Source organism: Streptomyces sp. TLI_146 (assembly GCF_002846415.1).
GTDB lineage: Bacteria > Actinomycetota > Actinomycetes > Streptomycetales > Streptomycetaceae > Streptomyces.
In genome coordinates, this window is the sequence record NZ_PJMX01000001.1 from 7145388 (window position 1) to 7167339 (window position 21952).

Here is a 21952-nt window from a genome sequence, read left to right on the forward strand (position 1 = left end):
GAGCAACCCACCACCGGCCCGCGGACGAAGCCCGGGCACCACAGGGGGCGCGGGGAACGGCGCGGGCAACTCACCACCGGCCCGCAGACAAAGACCGGGCACAAACACCCCGCAGCGGAGGTCCGGCCCGGCCCACTACGCTTCCCGCATGGACGAGGAGCTCCGGTCCTTGGCAGACCGGCTGCGGGACGAGGCCAGGGCGTCGGACGCGGTGCCGGCGTACGAACGGCTGCTCTCGACCGACGACCCGGACGAGCTCGCGGCCGTGCTCACCGAGCGCGAACGCCCCCTGTGGGCGCGGGAGATCGCGGCCTTCCGGCTCGGCTGCGCGGGGGACCGGCGCGCCTTCGAGGCGCTGGTGCTGCTGCTCAACCACCGGGACCCGGCGCGCTGTGTCTCCGCCGCGCACGCCCTGGCCCGGCTCGGCGACCCGCGCACGGCACGGGCGGCGGCCGCGCTCGCCACCAACCAGCTGCGCACCGCCTACGCCCTGCACCCCGTGCGGCTGCTCACCGCGCTGCGCGCCCCCGAGGCCGTACCGGCGCTGATCACCACCCTGCGGCCGCTGCTCTCGCCCGACACCCCTTACTGGCGGGTGGCGCTCGCCTGCGTGGAGGGGCTGGGGGAGCTGGGCGACAAGCGCGCGGTCGAGGTCCTGGAGACGGCGCTGGCCCGCCCCCGGCTGGCGTCGGCGGCCGCCGTGGCGCTCAGGCGCATCGCGTAGCGCACCTCGGGCACCGCGACCCCGTCCACTACGAAGTCCTCCTCGGCGCCGTCCGGGGCGAACCCGGCGCGCTCGTAGAACCGCCGGGCCCGGTCGTTGGCCTTCAGCACCCACAGCAGCAGGCGCGGATACCCGTCGGCGGCCGCGCGGGCGGTCAGCTCGGCCGCCAACAGCCGCCCGGCGCCCGTGGACCAGTGGCCGGGGTGCACATACAGGGCATACAGCTCGCCGTCGGCCGTCCGCCTACCGCCGTCCTCCCGGTACGGCCCGTAGCAGCCCCAGCCGATCACCTCGCCCGCCCGTTCGGCAATCACGTTGACCACAGAGCCGTCGCCGTCGGTCAGATGCTCCCGGCGGCGCTCGGCGTCGCGCTCGACGCTCAGACCGTCCAGGTACGGCTGCGGGACCAGACCCCGGTAGGCGGTCCGCCATCCCTCGATACGCACGGCCGCGACCGCCTCGCAGTCGGCCGCGGTCATGTCCCGTACGCGGAGGTCCGTGCTCAACGGTCGGCGACCACCGCGAACGCCTCGATCTCCATCAGGAGTTCGGGGCGGAACAGCGCCGCGACCTGCACCGCCGAGCTGGCGGGGAGCCGGCCGCTGTCGAGGTGCTCGTCCCGCGCCGCGCGGACCGCGGGCAGGTGGGCGATGTCGGTGACGAAGACGGTCAGCTTCACCACGTCGTCGAACGTCGCCCCCGCGGCCTGCAGACAGCGGCGCAGGTTCTCGAAGATCTGCCGCGCCTGTGCCACCGGGTCGCCCTCCCCGACCACGTTCCCCTTCTCGTCCAGGGCGCACTGGCCGGATATCGCGATGAACCGGCCGGTTCCCCACACCACATGGCTGTAGTTGACGCCGGGTGCGAGGCCGTCCGGGGTGGCGATGTGCGTCAGCGAAGTCATGCGTCCATCCTGGACCATGCCACTGACAACGCGGCCACCGGGATTTGGCCAGAACGGTCAGAGCAGGGTGAGCTGGGTCGGACCGGCCGGTTCCGGTTCCATGCGCCGCGGAATGCGCCGGGCCGCGCCCCGGTGCGCCGGTCCGATGCCGAACTCGGTGGCCAACTCGTGTACTTGGCGGGTGATCCGGCGCTGATACCACTTCGGCGCGTAGGCCCCCTCCGCGTACAGCCGCTCGTACCGCCGCACCAGATGCGGATGGTGCCCGCCGAGCCACCCCATGAACCACTCGCGCGCCCCCGGCCGCAGATGCAGCACCAGCGGCGTCACCGAGGTCGCGCCGGAGGCGGCGATCGCGCGGACCGTGGCGCGCAGCTGGTCGGGGTGGTCCCCGAGGAAGGGGATGACCGGGGCCATCAGGACGCCGCAGCCGATGCCGTGGTCGGTCAGCGTCCGTACGACGTCCAGACGCCGTTCGGGCGCGGGCGTGCCCGGCTCGACCGTGCGCCACAGCGCGTGGTCCACGAACCCCACGGAGACGGAGATGCCGACGTGGGTGACCTCGGACGCCTGCTGGAGCAGGTCCAGGTCGCGCAGGATCAGCGTGCCCTTGGTGAGGATGGAGAACGGGTTGGCGTGGTCGCGCAGCGCCTCGATGATCCCCGGCATCAGCCGGTAGCGGCCCTCGGCGCGCTGGTAGCAGTCGGCGTTCGTGCCCATGGCGATGTGCGCGCCCTCCCACCGCCGGGAGGAGAGGTGTCGGCGCAGCAGCTCGGGCGCGTTGACCTTGACGACGATCTGCGAGTCGAAGCCGAGCCCGGTGTCGAGGTCGAGATAGCTGTGGGTCTTGCGGGCGAAGCAGTACACGCACGCGTGCGTGCAGCCCCGGTACGGGTTGACGGTCCACTCGAACGGCATCCGGGACACCCCGGGCACCCGGTTGACGATCGAACGCGCGCGGACCTCGTGGAAGGTGACCCCGCGGAACTCGGGGGTGTCGAAGGTGCGGGTCACCACCGCGTCCGCGTCGAACAGCGCGGCCGCGCCGCCCGCGCCCGGCCCCGGTGAATCGGTCTCGGCCAGATTGTCCCAGCGCATGAACGCCTCCTCGGGCCTCTTCCGTAGCACTGACCTCAGAATAGAACATCTGTTCCCATGATCGCAGCAACCCCGATTTTGGGGGCCCGGACCCGAGGTGATTGGCTTTGCCCACCCCGAATCCGGGCGTACCCCCCGGATGTCACGAGTGCTGGAGGAAGAGCCATGGCGCAGGTCGAGGCCACCACGGAGCGGATCATCGCGGCGAGCCCGGAGACGGTGTTCGACACCGTGGCCGACTACAAGGACAGCCGCCCGAAGCTTCTGTCCGAGCACTTCAGCGAGTACCAGGTGCGCGAGGGCGGCGACGGCGAGGGCACCCTCGTCCACTGGAAGCTCCAGGCCACCAGCAAGCGTGTGCGCGACTGCCTGCTGGAGGTCTCCGAGCCGACCGAGGGGCAGCTGGTCGAGAAGGACCGCAACTCCTCCATGGTCACCACCTGGACCGTCACCCCCGCCGGGGAGGGCAGCTCCAGGGTCGTCGTCACCACGGTGTGGAACGGCGCGGGCGGCATCGGCGGCTTCTTCGAGAAGACCTTCGCCCCCAAGGGCCTCAACCGCATCTACGACACGGTGCTCGGCAAGCTCGCCGCCGAGGTCGAGAAGTAGGCCCGACCCGACAGCCGGCCCCTGCGCGTTTCCGGTCACAGTCACCGGTTCGAGTGGTTTTCACGGCGGCCCGGTGGTGCGCCCGCGCGTCCCGGGTCGTGTGAAACGCGCTGATGGGGCGGTGGACGCGCGCCCCGCCAGGGCGAGTTGAGCTCCCCCGCCCCACTCCTCTTCCGCTTGCTCCCCATTAGCGCCCGATGCGCAGTATGTACGCCGCGCAGGCGAATCAGGCGGCGCGACGAGGGGAGCAGACGTGGGTGGGATCACTCTGGTGAAGGACCCGGCGCGAGGCGGGCCTTCGGGGGAGCGGCGCTGGATGCGGCGGGCCGCGCAGCAGCCGGCCCCGGAGTTCTCCGACGCGGCGGCGGTGGACGGGCCGCCGGTGGACGGGCCACCGGTCCCGGCGCCGGTGGAGGGTGCGAACGAGGCCCCCGTGGGGCTCACCCCGCGCCGGGTGCGGATGGTCTTCGTCGGCCTGATGCTCACCATGCTGCTCGCGGCGCTCGACCAGATGATCGTGGCGACCGCGCTGCCGAAGATCGTCGGTGATCTGCACGGCCTCGACAAGGTTTCCTGGGCCGTCACCGCCTATCTGCTGGCCTCCACCATCGGGCTGCCCATCTACGGCAAGCTCGGCGACCTCTTCGGCCGCAAGCCCGTCTTCCAGTTCGCCATCGTCGTCTTCGTGATCGGCTCGGCGCTGGCCGGCTGGTCGCGGACCATGGACCAACTCATCGCCTTCCGCGCCCTCCAGGGAATCGGCGGCGGCGGCCTCATGATCGGCGTACAGGCGATCATCGCGGACATCGTGCCGCCCCGCGAACGCGGCCGCTTCATGGGCCTGATCGGCGCCGTCTACGGCCTGGCCTCCGTGGCCGGACCCCTGCTCGGCGGCTTCTTCACCGACCACACCTCGTGGCGCTGGTGCTTCTACATCAACGTCCCCTTCGGCCTGGTCACCCTCGCCGTCATCGCCGTCGTCCTCAAACTGCCCCGGCCCGCGGCCCGCCCGCGCCTGGACGTCCTCGGCTCGCTCCTGCTCGTCGCCGCCTCGACGTGCGTGGTGCTGCTGACCAGTTGGGGCGGTACGGAGTACGCCTGGGGCTCGCGCACCATCCTGGGGCTGGCCGCCGGAGCGCTCGGCACGACCCTGCTCTTCGTCGTCGTCGAGAACTACGCACGCGAACCGGTCATCCCCCTGCGGCTGTTCCGCGACTCGATCTTCAACATCTCCGGTCTGGTGGGCGCGGTCATCGGCGTCGCGCTCTTCGGCGCGGCCAGCTATCTGCCGACCTTCCTCCAGATGGTGGACGGCGCCAGCGCCACCGAGTCCGGGCTCCTCGTCCTGCCCATGATGGGCGGCATCGTCGCCGCCTCGATCATCTCCGGACAGCTCATCAGTCGCACCGGCCACTACAAGATCTACCCGGTCCTCGGCAGCGCCGTCTCGGCCGTCGGCATGTGGCTGCTCTCCCGGCTGGAAACCGACACGCCCCGGCTCGACTACAGCGTCTGGATGGCCGTCCTGGGCATCGGCATCGGCCTGGTGATGCCGGTGCTCATCCTCGCCGTGCAGAACGCCGCCGACCCCGCCGACCTGGGCACCGCCACCAGCGCCAACAACTACTTCCGGCAGATCGGCGGAAGCGTGGGCGCCGCCGTCTTCGGCACCCTGTTCACCAACCGCCTGGCGCACTCCCTCGAAGACCGGCTCCCCGCGGGCGCCCGCCTCCCCGACCCTGAGTCGATCACCCCGCAGCTGGTCCACACCATGCCGCCCGCCCTGCGCGACGGCTACATCCGCGCGTACGCCGACGCGATGCCGCGGATCTTCCTCTATCTGGTGCCCGTGCTCGTGCTCGGCCTCCTGCTCGCCTTCTTCCTCAAGGAGAAACCGCTGGTGTCCCAGAACGCCCCCGCCGTCGAACCGGCACCCGTGCCCCACGCCCGTACGTCCAACGCCCCGTACACGAGCGGAGTTCCCGTCTGCGGAACGGTCCAGCACAGCGACGGGACCACCGTGCCGCGCGCCGCGCTCACCCTCGTCGACGTGCGCGGGCAGCAGGTCGGGCGCGGCGGCAGCGGCGAGGACGGGCGGTACGCGCTGAGCGTTCCGGGACCCGGCAGCTACGTGCTGATCGCGGCGGCCGGAGGGCACCAGCCGCAGGCCGTCTCGGTGACCGTCGGCGAGCGCCCGGTCGACCTCGACGTGGTCCTCGGCGGCGCCGGACGGCTGGCCGGATCCGTGGTCACCGCCGACGGCACCCCGGTCAGGGACGCCGCCGTCACGCTCACCGACGTACGCGGCGAGGTCGTCGCCACGACCCGAAGCGGGCGCGAAGGAGCCTATGTGATCAGCGAGTTGGTGGCCGGCGAGTACACCCTGGCCGCGAGCGCGCCCGCCTTCCGGCCCGCCGCGCTCCCGGTGAGCGTCCAGGCCTCGCGCGAGACCCGGCAGGACATCGAGCTCGCGGGCGGCGCGGTGCTGCGCGGCACGGTCAGGGCGAGCGGCGGACGGCCGGTCGAGGACGCGCGCGTGACGCTCCTCGACGCCGCCGGGAACGTCGTGGACACCCTCACCACCGGCCCCGACGGCACCTTCCGTTTCGTCGACCTCTCGTCCGGCGAGTACACGGTGATCGCCGCCGGGTATCCGCCGGTGGCCACGGTGCTTCAGGTCGCCGGCGGCGGACGCACCGAGCGCGACCTCCAACTGGGCCACGAGGACTGACTATTCTTCAACCAATTGCCCGGTACACGCGGGCGTGCGCCCTATTCCGGCGTTGCCCCGCGCAAGGCCTTCGTATGGCCGTACGGTAGGTGGCACAGCCGCAGATCCTTGCGGCGGGGAAGGAGCCTCCACCCATGGACAGTGGCACTCCGCCGACACTGCCGCGGCAGTCCGCCGTGGCCGGACGGATTCCGCTTGCCGTGATCGTCGTGGACGGCGACGGGCTGGTGTCGCACTGGTCGACCGGTGCGCGCCGGCTCTTCGGACCCGCCCGCGAGGAGGCGGTCGGCCTGCCCGCCCTCGATCTGCTGCCCGTCTCCGGCGCGCTGCGCGAGGACCGGCCCGGCGACGTCCTGCGCGAGCTCGACGCCTACGACGAGTTCGGGCCGGGCCTGGACGCCTCGCTCAGCGGCCTGACCTCGTACCCGACGGCCGGGCGGGCCACCCTCTCGGATCCGGGGCGGTCCCGCGTCGAGGTGCTCTGGTGGGCGTATCCGCTGGTCGGGCCGGGCCCCGGACGCCTGCTTGTGCTGGCGGCGGACGCGCGGCAGCTGCACGCCGAGCACCCGGGGCCGGGTGGCGGCGCCGTGGAGCGGATAGCACCCGGCTTCGGCCTGCACACCGAGTTCCAGGGCGCCGACGAGCTGGCCGGGCGGCTGCCCGAGATCCTGCCCAGCATGAGCGTCGGCGAGAGCTCCCGGATCGTCTCGCAGGTGCTCGAACTCGGCTATCCCGTCCTGGAGTTCAGTCAGCACGACCGGGTGCCGGTGACGCCCGACTGGGGTGTGCCCCGCCGGGCCGAGCGCAGGGCCGCCCGCGACGACGATCGGACACCGGCCATCGCCGGTGCGGCGCCCGCCCCCGAGTTCGAGCAGGACCTCGAATACGCCGCCGTGCGCGAGCGGCTGGAGTTCCTCAACGAGGTCAGTGGCCGAATCGGTTCCTCCCTCGATCTGTCCCGGACGATCCAGGAAGTGAGCGCCGCCGTGGTGCCGCGCTTCACCGATGTCGCGGGCACCTATCTGCGTGAACAGGTCATCGCCGGTGAGGGGTTCCCGGACGGGCCGCCGGACGAGACCACCCTGTGGCACCGGGTCGCCGTCGAGCACGTCGACGCGCCCGGGCGGTGGGACGACGTCGTACCGGTCGGCGAGTCCATGCCGTTCCCCGCGCACACCCCCTTCTTCCAGTGCATGACCTCCGGCGAGCCCGTGCTCGTCCCGCGCATCAGCGAGCAGATGGGCACCGCCATCGCCTCGCAGTTCGAAAAGCGCGACATCCGGCCTCTGATCAACGGCCGGTCGATGCTGGTGGTTCCCCTCAAGGCGCGCAATGTGGTGCTCGGCTTCATGATCCTGCTGCGCCACGCGGAGCGGACCGAGTTCAACGACATGGACCGGGTGACCGGCGCCGAACTCGCCGCCCGCGCCGGGCTCGTGCTCGACAACGCCCGTATGTACACCTACCAGGAGAGCGTCGCCGAGACCCTCCAGGACTCAATGCTGCCGCAGGTCACCCCGCAGATGACCGGCTGCGACACGGCGACGCGCTATCTGCCCGGCACCCTGCTCGGCCGGGTCGGCGGCGACTGGTTCGACTCCATCAAGCTGCCCGGCTCCCGGATCGCCCTCGTGGTCGGGGACGTCATGGGACACGGCCTCAACTCGGCCGCGATGATGGGCCAGTTGCGCACCGCCGTCCAGACCATGGCGGGCCTCGACCTGCCGCCCGCCCAGCTCCTGCGCAACCTCGACGACCTGGCGCAACGGCTCGGCGAGCACTATCTGGCGACCTGCCTGTACGCGGTCTACGACCCCATCGAGGGTGAGCTGCTGCTGGCCAACGCGGGCCATGTGCCGCCGGTCCTGGTCCGCGCCGCCGACGGCCGCAGCGAACTGCTCGACCTGCCGACCGGGGCGCCCATCGGCGTCGGCGGAGTGCCGTTCGAGACCGCGCGCGTACGGGTCGAGCCCGGCGACCGGCTGGTGATGTGCACCGACGGCCTGGTCGAGGTGCGGGGCGAGGACATCGGCGTCGGGCTGGCCACGCTCTGCGAGTCGGCCGCGCACCCGGCCGCCTCCATGGACGACGCCTGCGACACCATCATCCGCGCCCTCAACACCCGGGGCGGCCGCAAGGACGACGTCGCCCTCCTGATGGCCCGGCTCAACGGCATCGCGCGCGAGGACGTCGCCGAGTGGTCGCTCGCCATAGACGCGCGCGAGGTGGCCCGGGCCCGCGGCCTGGTCGTCGGCCGACTGCGCGAATGGGGCCTGGAGGAGGTGGCGGAGACCGTGGAGCTGTTGGTCAGCGAGGTCGTCACCAATGCCGTACGGCACGCGCACAGCCACCGGGTGCGGCTGCGGATGGTGCGGGCCGAGTCCCTGCGCTGCGAGGTCGTCGACGACGACCACACGCTGCCGATGCTGCTGCACGCCGGGCCGCTCGACGAGGCCGGGCGCGGACTGCGGGTGGTGAGTCGGCTGGCTCGCGAGTGGGGGACGAGCCGCACGGGCGAGGGCAAGACCGTGTGGTTCGAGGTGCCGCTGCCGCGCGGGGGGCGCACGAGGCGCTGAACCGGCTCGAACGCGAGGTGAATGATTTGCGCCGGGCGCTTGTCGGCGTGCCCTCGGAGCGATAGACCGATCTTGACACTGTGCGTGCCAGCCTGGGGAGTCGGTCATGAGTGTGACGAGTCGGTACAAGGACGCCTGGGAAGGGTTCTGGAACGAGGCCCCCGACGAGACGGGTGCGGTGTTCTGGGACGCCGAACCCGCCTTGACGGCAGGTCCCCACCTGGCGCTCTTCGAGCCCCATCTGAGCGATCTGGCCCTGCCCATGGTCGACTTGGGGTGCGGCAACGGCACCCAGGCCCGCTTCCTCGCCGACCGCTACGACAGCGTCGTCGGCGTCGACCTCTCGCCCGCCGCGGTGGAGCGGGCCAGAAGCCAGGACCCGGACGGGCGGGTCCGGTTCGAGCAGTTGGACGCGACCGAGGAGAAGGCCGTCCAGGACCTGCACGCACGCCTCGGCGACGCCAACGTGTATGTGCGCGGGGTGCTCCACCAGTGCGAACCGGCCGACCGCCGGCCCCTGGCCGACGCCCTCGCCACGCTGGTGGGGACGCGCGGCCGGGCCTTCCTGGTGGAGCTCTCGGAGGCGGCCAAGCCGGTCCTGATGGGGCTCGCGCGGGACCCGGCCGGGGCGCCGCCGAAGCTCCGGCCGGTCTTCGCCCACGGCCTCACCCCGGGCGAGGTGGCCGACGCGGCCGTGCCCGCCCTGCTCCGCGCGGCCGGTCTGACGGTCGTGGCCCGCGGCGAACTGCCGCTGACCACGACCGAGTACCGGCCCGACGGCACCCGGATCGCGCTGCCCTCCAAGTGGTGGGTGGTGGGGCGCGCCGAGTGAGGTCCGGCGGGCGGGTCAGGAGTCCTTGCGCCGGCGCAGCAGCAGCACACCGCCGGCCAGCACGCCCGCCATGGAGACCGCCGCGACGGGCTGCGCCGCCGCGCCGAGCGCGAACGAGTCCTTCGACGGCGTGCCGCCGCCGTGCCCGTGGTGGCTGACGGTCGACTTGGCGGCGCCCGCGTCGATGCCCTGCTGGCTGGGCGCGGACGGCTGGGCCGCCGCCTGCGCGGCCTTGCCGTACACGACGTCCGAGCAGCTGTAGAACGCCTCGGGGCTGTCGTTGCGCTGCCACACCTTGTAGATGATGTGGCGGCCGGTGCGCGCGGGCAGGTTCCCGGTGAAGTTGTAGTAGCCCTCGGTCGAGGTCCTCGTGGTGGCGTACGTGGCGACCGGCTGGGAATCCAGGTCGGACCACTTCAGCGGCTTCGTCGGGTCGAAGCCCTCCTTGGTGATGTAGAGAGTCATCGTCCCCGAGTGCGGGGCGGTCACCCGGAACCTGAACCCGAAGGAGCCCGCCGCCACGCCGGTGGCCGGCCAGTCGGTGCGGGCCCAGTCGAGCGCGCGGTACTTCTCGCGGTTGGCCGAGCACAACTTGCCGTCGGGGATGAGCTGTTGATGGTGCCCGTCGGCATTGGCGATGTTGACCTCGTTCCAGTCGTAGAGCGGCTGGGTGCCGGAGTCGGCGACCAGGTCCTTGCACACTTGCGACTTGGGCGTCTCGGGGCCTTCCGCGTAACAGGCGGCGACCCGGCTGACGGGGTTGAACACGGCGCCGTGCGCGGCGGCGGGCGAGCCGGCGACGGAGAGCAGTGACGCGGACGCCACACCGAGGACACCGAGCGAGGCTGCTGTGCGTCGTACGGACATGTGGGGGCTCCTTCTCAGCTGGTTCGGACCAGAGGCTGGCATTGGTCTGGACCAACACGCAAGAGGTCTGCACCAATTGGCTCGATCGCCGACGGGTGGCGGGAGGCCGGCGAGGACACGCGTTCGGGGTTATCCACAGGGCTGGTGAGGGCGTTCCGCGACGCGTACGGTTTCGTGGCATGAAGATCCTCATCAGCGCCGACATGGAGGGCGCCACCGGTGTCACCTGGCCCGCCGACGTGCTGCCGGGCACCCCGCAGTGGGAGCGCTGCCGCGGCTTGTTCACGTCGGATGTGAACGCGGCGGCGCTGGGTTTCTTCGAAGGCGGCGCCGACGACGTCCTCATCAATGAGGCGCACTGGTCCATGCGCAATCTGCTGCTGGAGCGACTGGACGAGCGCGTGGAGATGCTCACCGGACGGCACAAGTCGCTGTCCATGGTCGAGGGCGTCCAGCACGGCGACGTGGACGGGATCGCGTTCGTCGGCTACCACACGGGCGCGGGCGCCGAGGGCGTGCTGGCCCACACCTATCTCGCCAACTCCATCACGGGCGTCTGGCTGAACGGGACGAGGGCGAGCGAGGGCCTGCTCAACGCGCACGTGGTCGCGGAGTACGGAGTGCCGGTGGTCCTGGTCACCGGCGACGACCTGACCTGCGCGGACGCGGAGGGGTACGCACCGGGGGCGCACAAGGTGGCGGTCAAGGACCACGTCTCGCGGTACGCGGCGGTGTGCCGCACCCCGGCGCGTACCGCCGCCGACATCAGGGCGGCCGCCAAGGCGGCGGTAGGCCTGGCGGTGCGTCAGGACCCGGTGCGAGGCGGGCCGTTCACCGTCGAGCTCGAATTCGACGCGGAGCATCTGGCGATGGCCGCCACGGTGGTCCCGGGCGCCGAGCGGACCGGGGAGCGCCGCGTCGCCTACACGAGCGACACCATGTACGAGGGCATCCGCACCTTCAAGGCGGTCACCACGATCGTCTCGGCCGCGGTGGAGGAGCAGTATGGCTGAGCACATCGACGGCCGGGCGCTGGACGAGGTCGTGTCGTTCACCTCGGAGCTCATCAGGATCGACACCACCAACCGGGGCGGCGGGGACTGCCGCGAGCGCCCGGCCGCCGAGTACGTGGCGGAACGGCTCGCCGCCACCGGTCTGGAGCCCGTCCTCCTGGAACGGACGCCCGGGCGCACCAACGTGGTGGCGCGCATCGAGGGCACCGACCCCTCCGCCGATGCCCTCCTGGTCCACGGCCACCTCGACGTGGTGCCCGCCGAGGCCGCCGACTGGGAGGTGCACCCCTTCTCCGGGGAGATCCGCGACGGCGTGGTGTGGGGGCGCGGCGCCATCGACATGAAGAACATGGACGCGATGGTCCTGGCGGTCGTCCGGGCCTGGGCGCGCGCGGGGATCCGCCCCCGCCGGGACATCGTCATCGCGTACACCGCGGACGAGGAGGCCAGCGCGATCGACGGCTCCGGCTTCCTCGCCGACCACCACCCCGGCTTGTTCGAGGGGTGCACCGAAGGCATCAGCGAAGCGGGCGCGTTCACCTTCCACGCGGGCCCCGGTACGGCCCTCTACCCGATCGCGGCGGGCGAGCGCGGCACCGGCTGGCTGAAGCTCACCGCCCACGGCCGGGCGGGCCACGGCTCCAAGGTGAACCGGGCCAACGCGGTCAGCCGCCTGGCCGCCGCGATCGCCCGGATCGGGGAGCACCAGTGGCCGGTCCGGCTCACCCCGACAGTCCGCGCGGCCCTGGCCGAGCTCGCCGCGGTGTACGGGATCGCGGCCGACCCGGCCGCCCCCGACTTCGACGTGGACGAGCTCCTCGGCAAGCTCGGTCCGGCCGCCGCCCTGGTCGAGGCGACCGTGCGCAACAGCGCCAACCCGACGATGCTCGAAGCCGGTTACAAGATCAATGTGATTCCGGGCCACGCCACCGCCTATGTGGACGGGCGGATCCTGCCGGGCGGCGAGGACGAGTTCCGCGACACGCTCGACCGGCTCACCGGCCCCGACGTCGACTGGGAGTTCCACCACAAGGAGGTCGCCCTCCAGGCCCCGGTCGACTCCCCGACGTACGCCAAACTGCGCGCGGCCGTCGAGAAGTTCGCCCCCGAGGGGCGCGTCGTGCCGTACTGCATGTCCGGCGGCACCGACGCCAAGCAGTTCTCCCGGCTCGGCATCACCGGCTACGGCTTCTCACCGCTGAGACTGCCGCCCGGCTTCGACTACCCGGCGCTGTTCCACGGCGTCGACGAACGGGTCCCGGTGGACGCGCTGCACTTCGGCGTGCGCGTCCTCGATCACTATCTGCGCGCGGCGTAGGGGGAGTGGGAAGACATGGTGCCCATCGGGCCTTACGGAACGTGGCCGTCGCCCATCGACGCCGAGCTCGCCGCCAGCCGCGACGGGTCACCCGACTTCGTCGGGGTCGTCGGCGAGGAGGTGTGGTGGAGCGAGCCGCGCCCCACCGAGGGCGGCCGCCGCGCCCTGGTCCGGCGCCGGGCGGACGGAGAGGCACGGACGCTGCTGCCCGCGCCGTGGAACGTACGAACGCGCGTCATCGAGTACGGCGGCCAGCCCTGGGCCGCCGTCCCGCGCGACGACGGGGGCCCGCTCGTGGTCTTCGCCCACTTCCCGGACCAGCGTCTGTACGTGTACGAGCCGGACGGCGCCGGGGAGCCGAGGCCGCTCACCCCGCTCTCGGCGGTGGGGCAGGGGCTGCGCTGGGCCGACCCGGTCCTCGTGCCGGAGCGCGGCGAAGTCTGGTGCGTCCTGGAGGAGTTCACCGGTGACGCGCCCACCGACGTCCGCCGGGTGCTCGCGGCCGTGCCCCTGGACGGCTCGGCCGCCGAGGACCGCGGCCGGGTCCGCGAGCTCTCCGACGGGCGGCACCGCTTCGTCACCGGCCCCCGACTCTCCCCGGACGGCTCCCGTGCGGCCTACCTCGCCTGGAACCACCCGGACATGCCGTGGGACAGCACCGAGCTGATCCTCGCGGACATCGGCGACGACGGGGTCTTCGCGGGCGCGCGGGCGGTCGCGGGCGGCCCCGGCGAATCCATCGCCCAGGCCGACTGGGCGCCCGACGGCCGGCTGCTCTTCGCCTCCGACCGCACCGGCTGGTGGAACCTCTACCGCACCGACCCGGCCCCCGCGCTCTCGCCCTCCTCCCACCCGGCGGACCGCGAGGGCGCCGCGGTGCCGCTCTGCCCGCGCGAGGAGGAGTTCGGCGGGCCGCTCTGGCAGCTCGGCCGCCGCTGGTTCCACCCGCTGGAGAACGGACTGGTCGCCGTGGTCCACGGCAGGGGCGCGACCGCGCTCGGCATCCTGGACCCGGAGAGCGGTGAGGTGGTGGACGCGGCCGGACCCTGGACCGCCTGGGGCTCCACGCTCGCGGTGCACGGCAGCAGGGTCGTCGGCGTCGCCGCCAGCCCGCGCACGGCGGCCGAGGTGGTCGAGCTGGACACCCGGTCGGGCCGCACCCGCGTCGTCGGGCGCGCCCACGACGACCCCGTGGACCCGGCGTACTACCCGGAGCCGCAGATCCGCACCTTCACCGGCCCGGGCGGCCGCGACATCCACGCCCTGGTCTACCCGCCGCACCACCCCGGCCGGGTGGCGCCCGCCGACGAGCTGCCGCCCTACGTGATCTGGGCGCACGGCGGCCCCACCAGCCAGGTCCCGCTCGTCCTCGACCTGGAGATCGCCTACTTCACCTCGCGCGGCATCGGCGTGGCCGAGGTCAACTACGGCGGCTCGACGGGCTACGGACGGGAGTACCGCGACCGGCTGCGCGAGCAGTGGGGCGTCGTCGACGTCGAGGACTGCGCGGCCGTGGCCCGGGCGCTCGCCGACGAGGGCACCGTCGACCCCCGGCGGCTCGCGATCAGGGGCGGCAGCGCGGGCGGCTGGACCTCGGCAGCCTCGCTCGCCACCACCGACGTCTACGCCTGCGGCACGGTGATCTACCCGGTCCTCGACCTCGCCGACTGGTCCTCGGAGGACGGCACGCACGACTTCGAGTCGCAGTACATGGAGTCCCTCATCGGCCCCCGCGCCGACCTCCCCGGCAGGTACGAGGAGCGCTCGCCGATCACCCACGCCGAGCGCATCAGCGTGCCGTTCCTGCTGCTCCAGGGGCTCGACGACGTGATCTGCCGCCCCGTACAGTGCGAACGGTTCCTGGCCAGGACGGCGGGCCGCGGCATACCGCACGCGTACCTCGCCTTCGAGGGCGAGGGACACGGCTTCCGGCGGGCGGACACCATGGTCCGGGCCCTGGAGGCCGAACTCTCCCTGTACGCCCAGACGTTCGGCATCGACCGGCCCGACGTCCCCCTCCTGGAGCTGAAGAAGTGACCTCGCCGCACCACGCCCCCGCCCCGCTGACCCGTCCCGCCCGGCTGCGGCCCGGCGCCCGGGTGGCGGTGGTCGCCACCAGCGGGCCGGTGGTGGGGGAGCGGCTCGACGCGGGCCTGGACATCCTGCGCGGCTGGGACCTCGAACCGGTCGTGATGCCCCATGTCCGCGACCGGCACCCGGAGTTCGGCTACCTCGCGGGCGCCGACGGGGACCGGGCGCGTGACCTCCAGGAGGCGTGGTGCGACCCGTCGGTCGACGCGGTGCTCGTCGCGCGCGGCGGCTACGGGGCGCAGCGCATGGTGGACCTGCTCGACTGGGACGCCATGCGCGCCGCCGGGCCCAAGGCGCTGGTCGGCTACAGCGACGTGACCGCGCTGCACGAGGCGTTCGCGATACGGCTGGGGCTCTCCACCCTGTACGGGCCGATGGTGTCGGCGGCGACCTTCCTCAAGGACGACCCGACCCAGCGCTCCCTGCGCACCACGCTCTTCGACCCCGAGGCGGCCCGCACGCTCGCCCCGGAGGGCGCCCGCCCGATGGTGCCGGGCCGGGCCCGTGGCGTCACCGTGGGCGGTTGCCTCGCCCTGCTCGCCGCCGGCCTCGCCACCCCGCACGCCAGGACGTCGGCGCGCGGCGGACTGCTGCTGATCGAGGACGTCGGCGAGGAGGACTACCGGATCGACCGCATCCTCACCCAGCTGCTGCGCTCGGGCTGGCTGGACGGGGTCGCCGGGGTGGCGCTCGGCTCCTGGGAGGAGTGCGGACCGTACGAGAAGGTGCGGGCCGTGCTGTACGAGCGGCTCGCCCCGCTCGGGGTGCCGGTGGTGGAGCACTTCGGCTTCGGCCACTGCACCCCCTCGCTGACCCTGCCGCTGGGGGTGCCCGCGGTGCTCGACGCCGACGCGGGCACGCTCACGCTGGAGGTGCCCGCGCTGGTGTAGCGCGTACGCCATCGAGACGTACGCCTCGACGGAGACGTACGGCATGGAGGCGTACGGCAGGGAGGTGTACGCCGTCCGCTACAGGGCGGCGTAGCCCGGGCGGACCAGTTCGTCGATGATGCGGCGGCGCTCCGGCAGCGGCAGGAACGCGGCCTCCACGGCGGCGACGGTGAACTGCTCGAACACCTCGGGCCCGTAACCGAAGGCGTCCACCATGTGCTGGAACTCCTCGCTCATGGTGGTGCCGGAGACCAGCCGGTTGTCGGTGTTCAGGGTGACCCGGAAACCGAGGCGGCGCAGCAGGTCGATCGGGTGCGAGGCGTAGTCCTTGGCCGCACCGGTCTGGAGGTTGGAGGTCGGGCAGACCTCCAGGGCGATGCGGTTGTCGCGCAGATAGGAGGCGAGGTGGCCCAGGTCCGCCGTGCCGTCCTCGTGCACCGTGATGTCGTCGGTGATCCGCACCCCGTGGCCGACGCGCTCGGCGCCGCAGATCTGCACGGCCTCGTGGATCGACTCCGCGCCGACGGCCTCGCCCGCGTGGATGGTGAAGTGGCAGTTCGACCGCTTCAGGTGCTGGAAGGCGGGCAGGTGGCGGGCCGGCGGGTTGCCGATCTCGCCGCCCGCGATGTCGAACCCGGCCACCCCGCGCTCGCGGTGCGCCACGGTCAGCTCGGCGATCTCCAGGGAACGGTCGGTGTGGCGCATGCCGGTGAGCAGCGCGCGGACCGTGATCTTCCCACCGGTGCGGCGCTCGCCCTCGCGGAACCCGGCGTTCACCGCGTCGACGACCTCGTCGAGGGTGAGTCCGCGCTCCAGGTGCTGCTCGGGCGCGTACCGCACCTCCGCGTAGACGACCCCGTCCGCCGCCAGGTCCTCGGCGCACTCCGCCGCGATCCGCTCCAGCGCCTCGCGGGTCTGCATCACCGCGCAGGTGTGGGCGAAGGTCTCCAGATAGCGCTCCAGGGAGCCGGAGTCGGCCGCGTCGCGGAACCAGACCGCGAGCGCCGCCGGATCCTCGGTCGGCAGGCCCTCGTAGCCGCACGCGCGGGCCAGTTCGACGATCGTGGCGGGGCGCAGACCACCGTCGAGGTGGTCGTGGAGGACGGCCTTGGGCGCGCGGCGTATCCAGTCGGCGACGGACTGGGCGGCAGGGTTGTCAGACAAGTGCATGACCGGGGAGTGTACAGCCTCGGTCGCGCGGGCTAGCCGCTCTGCAGTACGGGCAGCGCCGGGGAGCCGGTCGGGAGCATGTGCTTGGCGGCCAGGACGGGGGTGCCTTCCACCCGTACGACCTGCGTGATCAGTACGGCCGGGGTGTCGGCAGGGCGGTCCAGCTGCTCGCCCCGGCGGCGGCCGAGGAGGGTCGCCGTGACCCCGCTGTGCGCGGTCAGCGGCACGCCACGGGAGGCGTCCGCCAGGACCGCGAGCATCGACCGGGCGGGCTCGTCGGCGAGGGCCGCCGCGAACGCCGGGTGCAGGCGTTCGAGGACGTCCTGGGGAGCGGCCCACTCATGGCAGAGCGCCACCGCCAGCGCCTCGCCGACCAGCACCGTCTCCCAGAACCGCAGCTCCGCGCCGGCGGCCGGGAGCAGGTGCTGGGTGGTGAAGTCGGTCGGCTCCTCGACGCTGCGCAGCAGGGCGCGCACCCGCACCGGGCCGCCCGTGCCGAGCAGCTCCTCCAGCGGCTGGAGCTGCTCGAAGCCGCGCCGGGGCGGCCGGTCGTTGACGGTCCGCCCCACGCCCCGGCGCACCGAGAGCAGCCCGTCCTCCTGGAGCAGCAGCAGCGCCTCGCGCAGCGCCGGGCGACTCACCCCCAGCTCGCCCGCGAGCCTGGGCTCCGAGGGCAGGGTGGAGCCCGGCGGGTAGGTGCCGTCGTGGATCGCGTCGGCGATCCGCTCGTACAGGGCGACGACCGGCCTGCGCTGCTGTCCGCTGACTGCCATGGCGCAAGCATGGCCCGGCCGTCACTTGTCTGACAAGGCGGGCCCGGGTGGGTCGCCCCGCGCCGGTCCGGACCGGGATGCCCGGCTCACCCGTACGGACCGCTTCAGCGCCCCTTCCCGTACGGGACCCGTCCATCCTGTACGGAAGGGGTGTCCACCACTCCTCGAAGGTACGCACCCAGCAGCACCCCCAGAAAGGGCCGGGTCATGAGCCCCAAGGACGCGTCGGGCGGGACGAAGGGCGGCACGGGGTTCGGAGGCGCCCTCACGCCGTCGAGGATCGCGGTCGGCGCGATCGCGGTCCTCGCCCTGATCTTCATCTTCGAGAACACCCGCCAGGTCAAGATCCGGCTGCTGATCCCCGAGGTCTCCATGCCGCTCTATCTGGCACTGCTCGCGGTGTTCGTGGTCGGGGTGATCTGCGGGGGCTACTTCATTCGCCGCAAGGGCTGATTGTTGTGGCCGGGTAATCGTCAACTCGCCGTATATCGTGTCCGTTTGGCAGGGCACAGGCGGTGAGGGCGAGGAGTGCGAGCATGAAGTTCAAGGCCACGGTCATCCCGTCCGGGAACGCGCTGGGCGTGGAGGTGCCGCAGGAGGTCGTCGACGGGCTCGGGCAGGGCAAGCGGCCGCCCGTGGTCGTCGCGGTCAACGGCCACTCCTGGCGCACCCGGATCGCCGCCATGCGCGGCCAGATCCTCATCGGCATCAGCGCGGCCAACCGCGAGGCGAGCGGGGTCGACCTGGGCGAGGAGATCGAGGTCGACGTCCAGCTCGACGACGAGCCGCGCGTGGTGGAGGCACCGGACGACCTCGCGGCGGTGCTCGACGCGGATCCCGCGCTGCGGGGGCGTACGAGCGGATGGCGTTCGGCCTCAAGCGCAAGCAGGTGGGGGAGATCGAGAGCGCGAAGAGTCCGGAGACGCGGCAGCGGCGGATCGAGAAGTTGGTGGAGTCCTTGCGGGGCAAGTAGGTCTTGGCCCGGGGTTTGTCTGCGGGCCGGTGGTGGGTTGCTCGCGCCGTTCTTCGCACCCCTGAGGGGGGTGCGAAGCTCGGGGCGGGCGGGCTGCCCGGGGGCCCGGTGTTTGTCTGCGGGCCGTCCCCAACTGGTCGCGCCGTTCCCCGCGCCCCTAAAGGTGCCGCTCCGCGGCAATCCCCTGGGCGCCCCGCAGGGGCGCATCTAAGGGGCGCGGGGAACTGCGCGACCAGCCCACCACCGGCCCGCAGACGAACCCCGGGCTACCCTGACCCCGTGTCCGACAAGATCACCTACCTCGCCGAGGGGCCCCGCGTGGGCATTCGGGGCTTTACGTTCGAGGACGCGGGGAGTTCACCGCGCTCGCGCGGGAGAGCCGGGGGCTGCACGCGCCGTGGTTGTTTCCGCCGACCGAGCCCGACGCGTACGCGGCCTACGCGGGGCGGCTGCTGGAGGACCCGGACCGGTACGGGTTCCTGGTCTGTACGCGCGAGGACGACCGGATCGCCGGATTCATCAACATCAACAACGTCGTCCAGGGCGCCTTCCGCAGCGGCGCCCTCGGCTACGGCGCCTTCGCGCACGCCGCCGGGCGCGGGCTGATGGGCGAAGGGCTGGACCTGGTCACCCGGTACGCCTTCACCACGCTCGGCCTGCACCGCCTGGAGGTGAACATCCAGCCCGGCAACACCGCCTCCATCGCCCTGGTCCGCCGAGCCGGATACCGTCTCGAAGGCTTCTCGCCCGACTTCCTCTTCATCGACGGCGCCTGGCGCGACCACCAGCGCTGGGCGATCACGGCGGAGATGGTGCCTCCAGCACCCGAGCCGCGCTGACCCCCCGCCGGCGGACACCCTTTGCGCAATCCTGACCAGGGGATCCTCTGGTCAGTGTGGCGCGCGCCGTGTTCCATGGTCACGGGGCGGCCGCAGGGACGGGGCGGCCGACCGCGCGAGGGAATGAGGTTGCCTTGGCCACGACCGTGCGACGTGCCGTACTGACCCTGCCCGCCGCCCCGTTGGGGCCGCCCAACCCGCTGCCCGCGCTGCGGCCGCTCGACGAGGTGCACACCCTGGACGAGCGGGCCCGCGCGGACCTGCCGCGCGACATGGCCCGCCAGATCGGCTACCGGCCGCTGGAGACGGTCCTGCCGGTACGGATCCTCGACGGCTACGGCCGCGAGCGCACCCCCACCGACCTCGACACGCTCGTCCTGGAGAACTCCCAGCTGCGCGTCACCGTACTGCCCGGCCTCGGCGGCCGGATCCGCTCCCTCTTCCACAAGCCGACCGGGCGCGAACTCCTCTACGTCAACCCCGTGTTCCAGCCCGCCGACTTCGCCCTGAACGGCGCCTGGTTCTCCGGCGGCATCGAGTGGAACATCGGCGCCACCGGCCACACGACCCTCTCCTGCGCCCCCGTGCACGCGGCCGTCGTCCTCGCCCCCGACGGTGGCGAGATGCTGCGCCTGTGGGAGTGGGAGCGGTTGCGCGACCTGCCGTTCCAGGTGGACCTGTGGCTGCCCGAGGACTCCGACTTCCTGTACGTGGGCGTCCGCGTGCGCAACCCGCACGAGCGGACCGCGCCCGTCTACTGGTGGTCCAACATCGCCGTGGAGGAGGACGAACACACCCGCGTCGTCGCCCCCGCCGACCGGGCCTGGCACTTCGGATACGAACGCGCGCTGCGGCGGGTCCCGGTTCCCGAGTGGGACGGCGCCGACCGTACGTATCCGCTGCGCGGCGAACACCCCGCCGACTACTTCTACGAGGTGCCCGACGGCGCCCGCCGCTGGATCGCCTCGCTCGACGCGGCCGGGCAGGGCCTGGTCCAGACGTCGACCGATCCGCTGCGCGGGCGCAAGCTGTTCCTGTGGGGCTCCGGCCGGGGCGGGCGGCGCTGGCAGGAGTGGCTCACCGAGCCCGGGACGACCGGTTACGCGGAGATCCAGGCGGGCCTGGCGCGCACCCAGTTGGAGCACGTCCCGCTGGAGGCGGGCGCGGAGTTCGCCTGGCTGGAGGCTTACGGCCCGCTCGCCGCCGCCCCCGACCTCGTACACGGCGACGACTGGGCGGCGGCGCGCGGCGAGGTGGCCCAGCGGCTGGAGACGGTGCTGCCGCGCGAGCGCGTCGAGGAGGCGTACGCGGCCTGGCGCCCGTACGCCGACACCGAGCCCACCGAGTCGCTGGCCACCGGGTCCGGGTGGGGGGCGCTCGAAGTGCTGCGGGGGAGCCTGAAGCTGCCCGGCACGCCGTTCGCCGAGTCGACGCTCGGCGAAGAGCAGGCGCCCTGGATGGAGTTGCTCCACGCCGGCGCGCTGCCCGAGCCGCGCCGGGTCGTCCCGCCCGGGCCGACCCTGGTGGCCCCGCACTGGCGGGACATGCTGGAGACGGCGCCCGCGTCCCCGCTCACCGAGTACCACCTCGGGGTCGCGCAGTGGCACGCGGGCGACCGCGCGCAGGCCGTACGCAGCTGGGAGCGCGGGCTGCCGCTCGCCCCCTCGCGCTGGCCGCTGCTGCGGTGCCTGGCGGTCGCGGACCGGCTCGCGGGCAACGCGGACCGGGCCGCGTCGCTGTACGCGGAGGCGTTCGACGACCTGTGCGAGGAGCGGCGGGACGGGGAGCAGTGGGTCGCCGCGACCGCCGCGCTGGGACGGGAGGCGATGGGGGCGCTGCTCGACGCGGGGCGCCCTGCCGACACGCGTGCGGTCTGGGAGCGGCTTCGGGCCCCTGTGCGGGAGCGGGGGGCTTTTCGGCTGCTGGAAGCACAACTTCTGCTGGCTGAGGGCGACTTGGCGGGGGCACGTGCCGTCTTCGACGCGGGGTTCGAGGTCGCGGACTTGCGTGAAGGCGCGGAGATACTGGGTGAGGTGTGGGCGCGGATCACGGATGAGCCGCTGCCGGGGCGGTACGACTACCGGATGCGGCCGTCGCTCCGCTAGGGGGCGCGTTTTCGGCTGCGGGTCATCTGTGGCTGGTCGCGCAGTTCCCCGCGCCCCCAAGAGGGCTCCCCCTAGGAGGACTTGTGGTCCACGTACTCGAACACCGACCCGTCCGGATGCACCGCGATCAGGTTGCGGCCCACCGGGGTGGGGACCGGGCCCGCGATCACATGGGCGCCCACCCCGGTGAGGGCCCGGTAGGCGTCCTCGACGTCCTTCACGGCGATCGTGGCCGACACCTTGCGCAGGATCTCCAGCTCCGACTCCGGACCGCTCATCAGCAGGAAGCAGCCGACCGCGGCGACCGAGACCCCGCCCCGTTCGAAGCGGAGGGCTTTGCTTCCGGTGAGGCGTTCGTAGAAGACCACCGAGGTCTCCAGATCGTCGACGCAGATGCGCAGTGTGGTTCCGAGGATCTCCATACGTACGAGCCTAGTTG

The 21952-nt window shown here is 72.7% G+C and carries 18 protein-coding genes and 3 pseudogenes; 14 read left to right on the forward strand and 7 right to left on the reverse strand.

Going from position 1 to position 21952, the window contains the following annotated elements:
* Nucleotides 1-148: 148 nt before the first annotated feature.
* Nucleotides 149-724, forward strand: a complete 576-nt coding sequence (locus BX283_RS41775) for an adenylosuccinate lyase (protein WP_101390874.1) — start codon at nucleotides 149-151, stop codon at nucleotides 722-724.
* 80 nt (nucleotides 725-804) lie between these two features.
* On the opposite strand, the pseudogene BX283_RS31780 reads toward BX283_RS41775, so the two are convergent.
* The 3 genes and pseudogenes from BX283_RS31780 to BX283_RS31790 all read right to left on the reverse strand — a co-directional run.
* Nucleotides 805-1203 (reverse strand): annotated as a pseudogene (locus tag BX283_RS31780) (N-acetyltransferase family protein); the annotation flags it as partial.
* A gap of 23 nt (nucleotides 1204-1226) precedes the next feature.
* Nucleotides 1227-1628, reverse strand: coding sequence for a RidA family protein (locus BX283_RS31785; RefSeq protein WP_101390875.1), 402 nt, complete (start codon nucleotides 1626-1628; stop codon nucleotides 1227-1229).
* Between the two features lie 57 nt (nucleotides 1629-1685).
* Entirely contained in the window at nucleotides 1686-2726 is a 1041-nt protein-coding gene (locus BX283_RS31790; RefSeq protein WP_101390876.1) for an Rv2578c family radical SAM protein, read from the reverse strand.
* A 165-nt stretch (nucleotides 2727-2891) separates the two neighbouring features.
* Here BX283_RS31790 and BX283_RS31795 point away from each other — a divergent pair, with 165 nt between their 5' ends.
* The 4 genes from BX283_RS31795 (at nucleotide 2892) to BX283_RS31810 (ending at nucleotide 9474) form a co-directional block, all read left to right on the forward strand.
* Complete coding sequence (locus tag BX283_RS31795) at nucleotides 2892-3335, forward strand: SRPBCC family protein (RefSeq protein ID WP_101390877.1); 444 nt, start codon at nucleotides 2892-2894, stop codon at nucleotides 3333-3335.
* Nucleotides 3336-3588: 253 nt separating this feature from the next.
* Complete coding sequence (locus BX283_RS31800; protein WP_373979313.1) at nucleotides 3589-6066, forward strand: MFS transporter; 2478 nt, start codon at nucleotides 3589-3591, stop codon at nucleotides 6064-6066.
* 134 nt (nucleotides 6067-6200) lie between these two features.
* A complete protein-coding gene (locus BX283_RS31805; protein WP_101390879.1) occupies nucleotides 6201-8642 on the forward strand; it encodes a SpoIIE family protein phosphatase in 2442 nt (813 codons plus the stop codon).
* A gap of 106 nt (nucleotides 8643-8748) precedes the next feature.
* Nucleotides 8749-9474 carry a class I SAM-dependent methyltransferase gene (locus BX283_RS31810; protein ID WP_101390880.1) on the forward strand — a complete coding sequence of 242 codons (726 nt, stop codon included), beginning with the start codon at nucleotides 8749-8751 and terminating at the stop codon, nucleotides 9472-9474.
* A gap of 15 nt (nucleotides 9475-9489) precedes the next feature.
* On the opposite strand, the gene BX283_RS31815 is transcribed toward BX283_RS31810, so the two are convergent.
* Nucleotides 9490-10341, reverse strand: coding sequence for a lytic polysaccharide monooxygenase (locus BX283_RS31815; protein ID WP_101390881.1), 852 nt, complete (start codon nucleotides 10339-10341; stop codon nucleotides 9490-9492).
* Between the two features lie 179 nt (nucleotides 10342-10520).
* Here BX283_RS31815 and BX283_RS31820 point away from each other — a divergent pair, with 179 nt between their 5' ends.
* From BX283_RS31820 to BX283_RS31835, 4 genes are read left to right on the forward strand one after another with little or no spacing between them, the layout of a single operon-like run.
* Nucleotides 10521-11354, forward strand: coding sequence for a M55 family metallopeptidase (locus tag BX283_RS31820; protein ID WP_101390882.1), 834 nt, complete (start codon nucleotides 10521-10523; stop codon nucleotides 11352-11354).
* Nucleotides 11347-12672: a M20/M25/M40 family metallo-hydrolase gene (locus tag BX283_RS31825; protein WP_101390883.1), complete on the forward strand. Its 1326-nt coding sequence runs from the start codon at nucleotides 11347-11349 to the stop codon at nucleotides 12670-12672. The genes BX283_RS31820 and BX283_RS31825 overlap by 8 nt, the downstream gene beginning before the upstream one ends.
* Before the next feature lie 15 nt (nucleotides 12673-12687).
* Complete coding sequence (locus BX283_RS31830; RefSeq protein WP_101390884.1) at nucleotides 12688-14709, forward strand: prolyl oligopeptidase family serine peptidase; 2022 nt, start codon at nucleotides 12688-12690, stop codon at nucleotides 14707-14709.
* Nucleotides 14706-15653, forward strand: a complete 948-nt coding sequence (locus BX283_RS31835) for an LD-carboxypeptidase (RefSeq protein WP_101390885.1) — start codon at nucleotides 14706-14708, stop codon at nucleotides 15651-15653. The genes BX283_RS31830 and BX283_RS31835 overlap by 4 nt, the downstream gene beginning before the upstream one ends.
* Nucleotides 15654-15731: 78 nt before the next feature.
* On the opposite strand, the gene BX283_RS31840 is transcribed toward BX283_RS31835, so the two are convergent.
* Both BX283_RS31840 and BX283_RS31845 read right to left on the reverse strand, forming a co-directional pair.
* Nucleotides 15732-16823, reverse strand: coding sequence for an adenosine deaminase (locus tag BX283_RS31840; RefSeq protein ID WP_101390886.1), 1092 nt, complete (start codon nucleotides 16821-16823; stop codon nucleotides 15732-15734).
* A gap of 32 nt (nucleotides 16824-16855) precedes the next feature.
* Nucleotides 16856-17596: a GntR family transcriptional regulator gene (locus tag BX283_RS31845; RefSeq protein ID WP_101390887.1), complete on the reverse strand. Its 741-nt coding sequence runs from the start codon at nucleotides 17594-17596 to the stop codon at nucleotides 16856-16858.
* Nucleotides 17597-17803: 207 nt separating this feature from the next.
* Between BX283_RS31845 and BX283_RS31850 the strand changes: the two genes are divergently transcribed.
* From BX283_RS31850 to BX283_RS31865, 5 genes and pseudogenes are all read left to right on the forward strand, one after another.
* Nucleotides 17804-18049, forward strand: coding sequence for a lipopolysaccharide assembly protein LapA domain-containing protein (locus BX283_RS31850; protein ID WP_101390888.1), 246 nt, complete (start codon nucleotides 17804-17806; stop codon nucleotides 18047-18049).
* A gap of 83 nt (nucleotides 18050-18132) precedes the next feature.
* Nucleotides 18133-18303: pseudogene (locus tag BX283_RS41780) on the forward strand (DUF1905 domain-containing protein); the annotation flags it as partial.
* 155 nt (nucleotides 18304-18458) lie between these two features.
* Entirely contained in the window at nucleotides 18459-18569 is a 111-nt protein-coding gene (locus BX283_RS41785; protein WP_257584417.1) for a YdeI/OmpD-associated family protein, read from the forward strand.
* Nucleotides 18570-18848: 279 nt separating this feature from the next.
* Nucleotides 18849-19408: pseudogene (locus tag BX283_RS31860) on the forward strand (GNAT family N-acetyltransferase).
* A gap of 134 nt (nucleotides 19409-19542) precedes the next feature.
* Nucleotides 19543-21513, forward strand: coding sequence for a DUF5107 domain-containing protein (locus tag BX283_RS31865; RefSeq protein ID WP_101390890.1), 1971 nt, complete (start codon nucleotides 19543-19545; stop codon nucleotides 21511-21513).
* A gap of 71 nt (nucleotides 21514-21584) precedes the next feature.
* Here BX283_RS31865 and BX283_RS31870 read toward each other — a convergent pair whose 3' ends face one another.
* A complete protein-coding gene (locus BX283_RS31870) occupies nucleotides 21585-21935 on the reverse strand; it encodes a VOC family protein (protein ID WP_101390891.1) in 351 nt (116 codons plus the stop codon).
* Nucleotides 21936-21952: the final 17 nt, after the last annotated feature.

Coding starts and splice junctions, on each gene's coding strand:
- BX283_RS31790 (WP_101390876.1), bottom strand. CDS start 2,726: ATGCGCTGGGACAATCTGGCCGAGACCGATTCACCGGGGCCGGGCGCG.
- BX283_RS31785 (WP_101390875.1), bottom strand. CDS start 1,628: ATGACTTCGCTGACGCACATCGCCACCCCGGACGGCCTCGCACCCGGC.
- BX283_RS31845 (WP_101390887.1), bottom strand. CDS start 17,596: ATGGCAGTCAGCGGACAGCAGCGCAGGCCGGTCGTCGCCCTGTACGAG.
- BX283_RS41785 (WP_257584417.1), top strand. CDS start 18,459: ATGGCGTTCGGCCTCAAGCGCAAGCAGGTGGGGGAGATCGAGAGCGCG.
- BX283_RS31820 (WP_101390882.1), top strand. CDS start 10,521: ATGAAGATCCTCATCAGCGCCGACATGGAGGGCGCCACCGGTGTCACC.
- BX283_RS31810 (WP_101390880.1), top strand. CDS start 8,749: ATGAGTGTGACGAGTCGGTACAAGGACGCCTGGGAAGGGTTCTGGAAC.
- BX283_RS31870 (WP_101390891.1), bottom strand. CDS start 21,935: ATGGAGATCCTCGGAACCACACTGCGCATCTGCGTCGACGATCTGGAG.
- BX283_RS31795 (WP_101390877.1), top strand. CDS start 2,892: ATGGCGCAGGTCGAGGCCACCACGGAGCGGATCATCGCGGCGAGCCCG.
- BX283_RS31850 (WP_101390888.1), top strand. CDS start 17,804: ATGAGCCCCAAGGACGCGTCGGGCGGGACGAAGGGCGGCACGGGGTTC.
- BX283_RS31840 (WP_101390886.1), bottom strand. CDS start 16,823: ATGCACTTGTCTGACAACCCTGCCGCCCAGTCCGTCGCCGACTGGATA.
- BX283_RS31805 (WP_101390879.1), top strand. CDS start 6,201: ATGGACAGTGGCACTCCGCCGACACTGCCGCGGCAGTCCGCCGTGGCC.
- BX283_RS31830 (WP_101390884.1), top strand. CDS start 12,688: ATGGTGCCCATCGGGCCTTACGGAACGTGGCCGTCGCCCATCGACGCC.
- BX283_RS31815 (WP_101390881.1), bottom strand. CDS start 10,341: ATGTCCGTACGACGCACAGCAGCCTCGCTCGGTGTCCTCGGTGTGGCG.
- BX283_RS31825 (WP_101390883.1), top strand. CDS start 11,347: ATGGCTGAGCACATCGACGGCCGGGCGCTGGACGAGGTCGTGTCGTTC.
- BX283_RS41775 (WP_101390874.1), top strand. CDS start 149: ATGGACGAGGAGCTCCGGTCCTTGGCAGACCGGCTGCGGGACGAGGCC.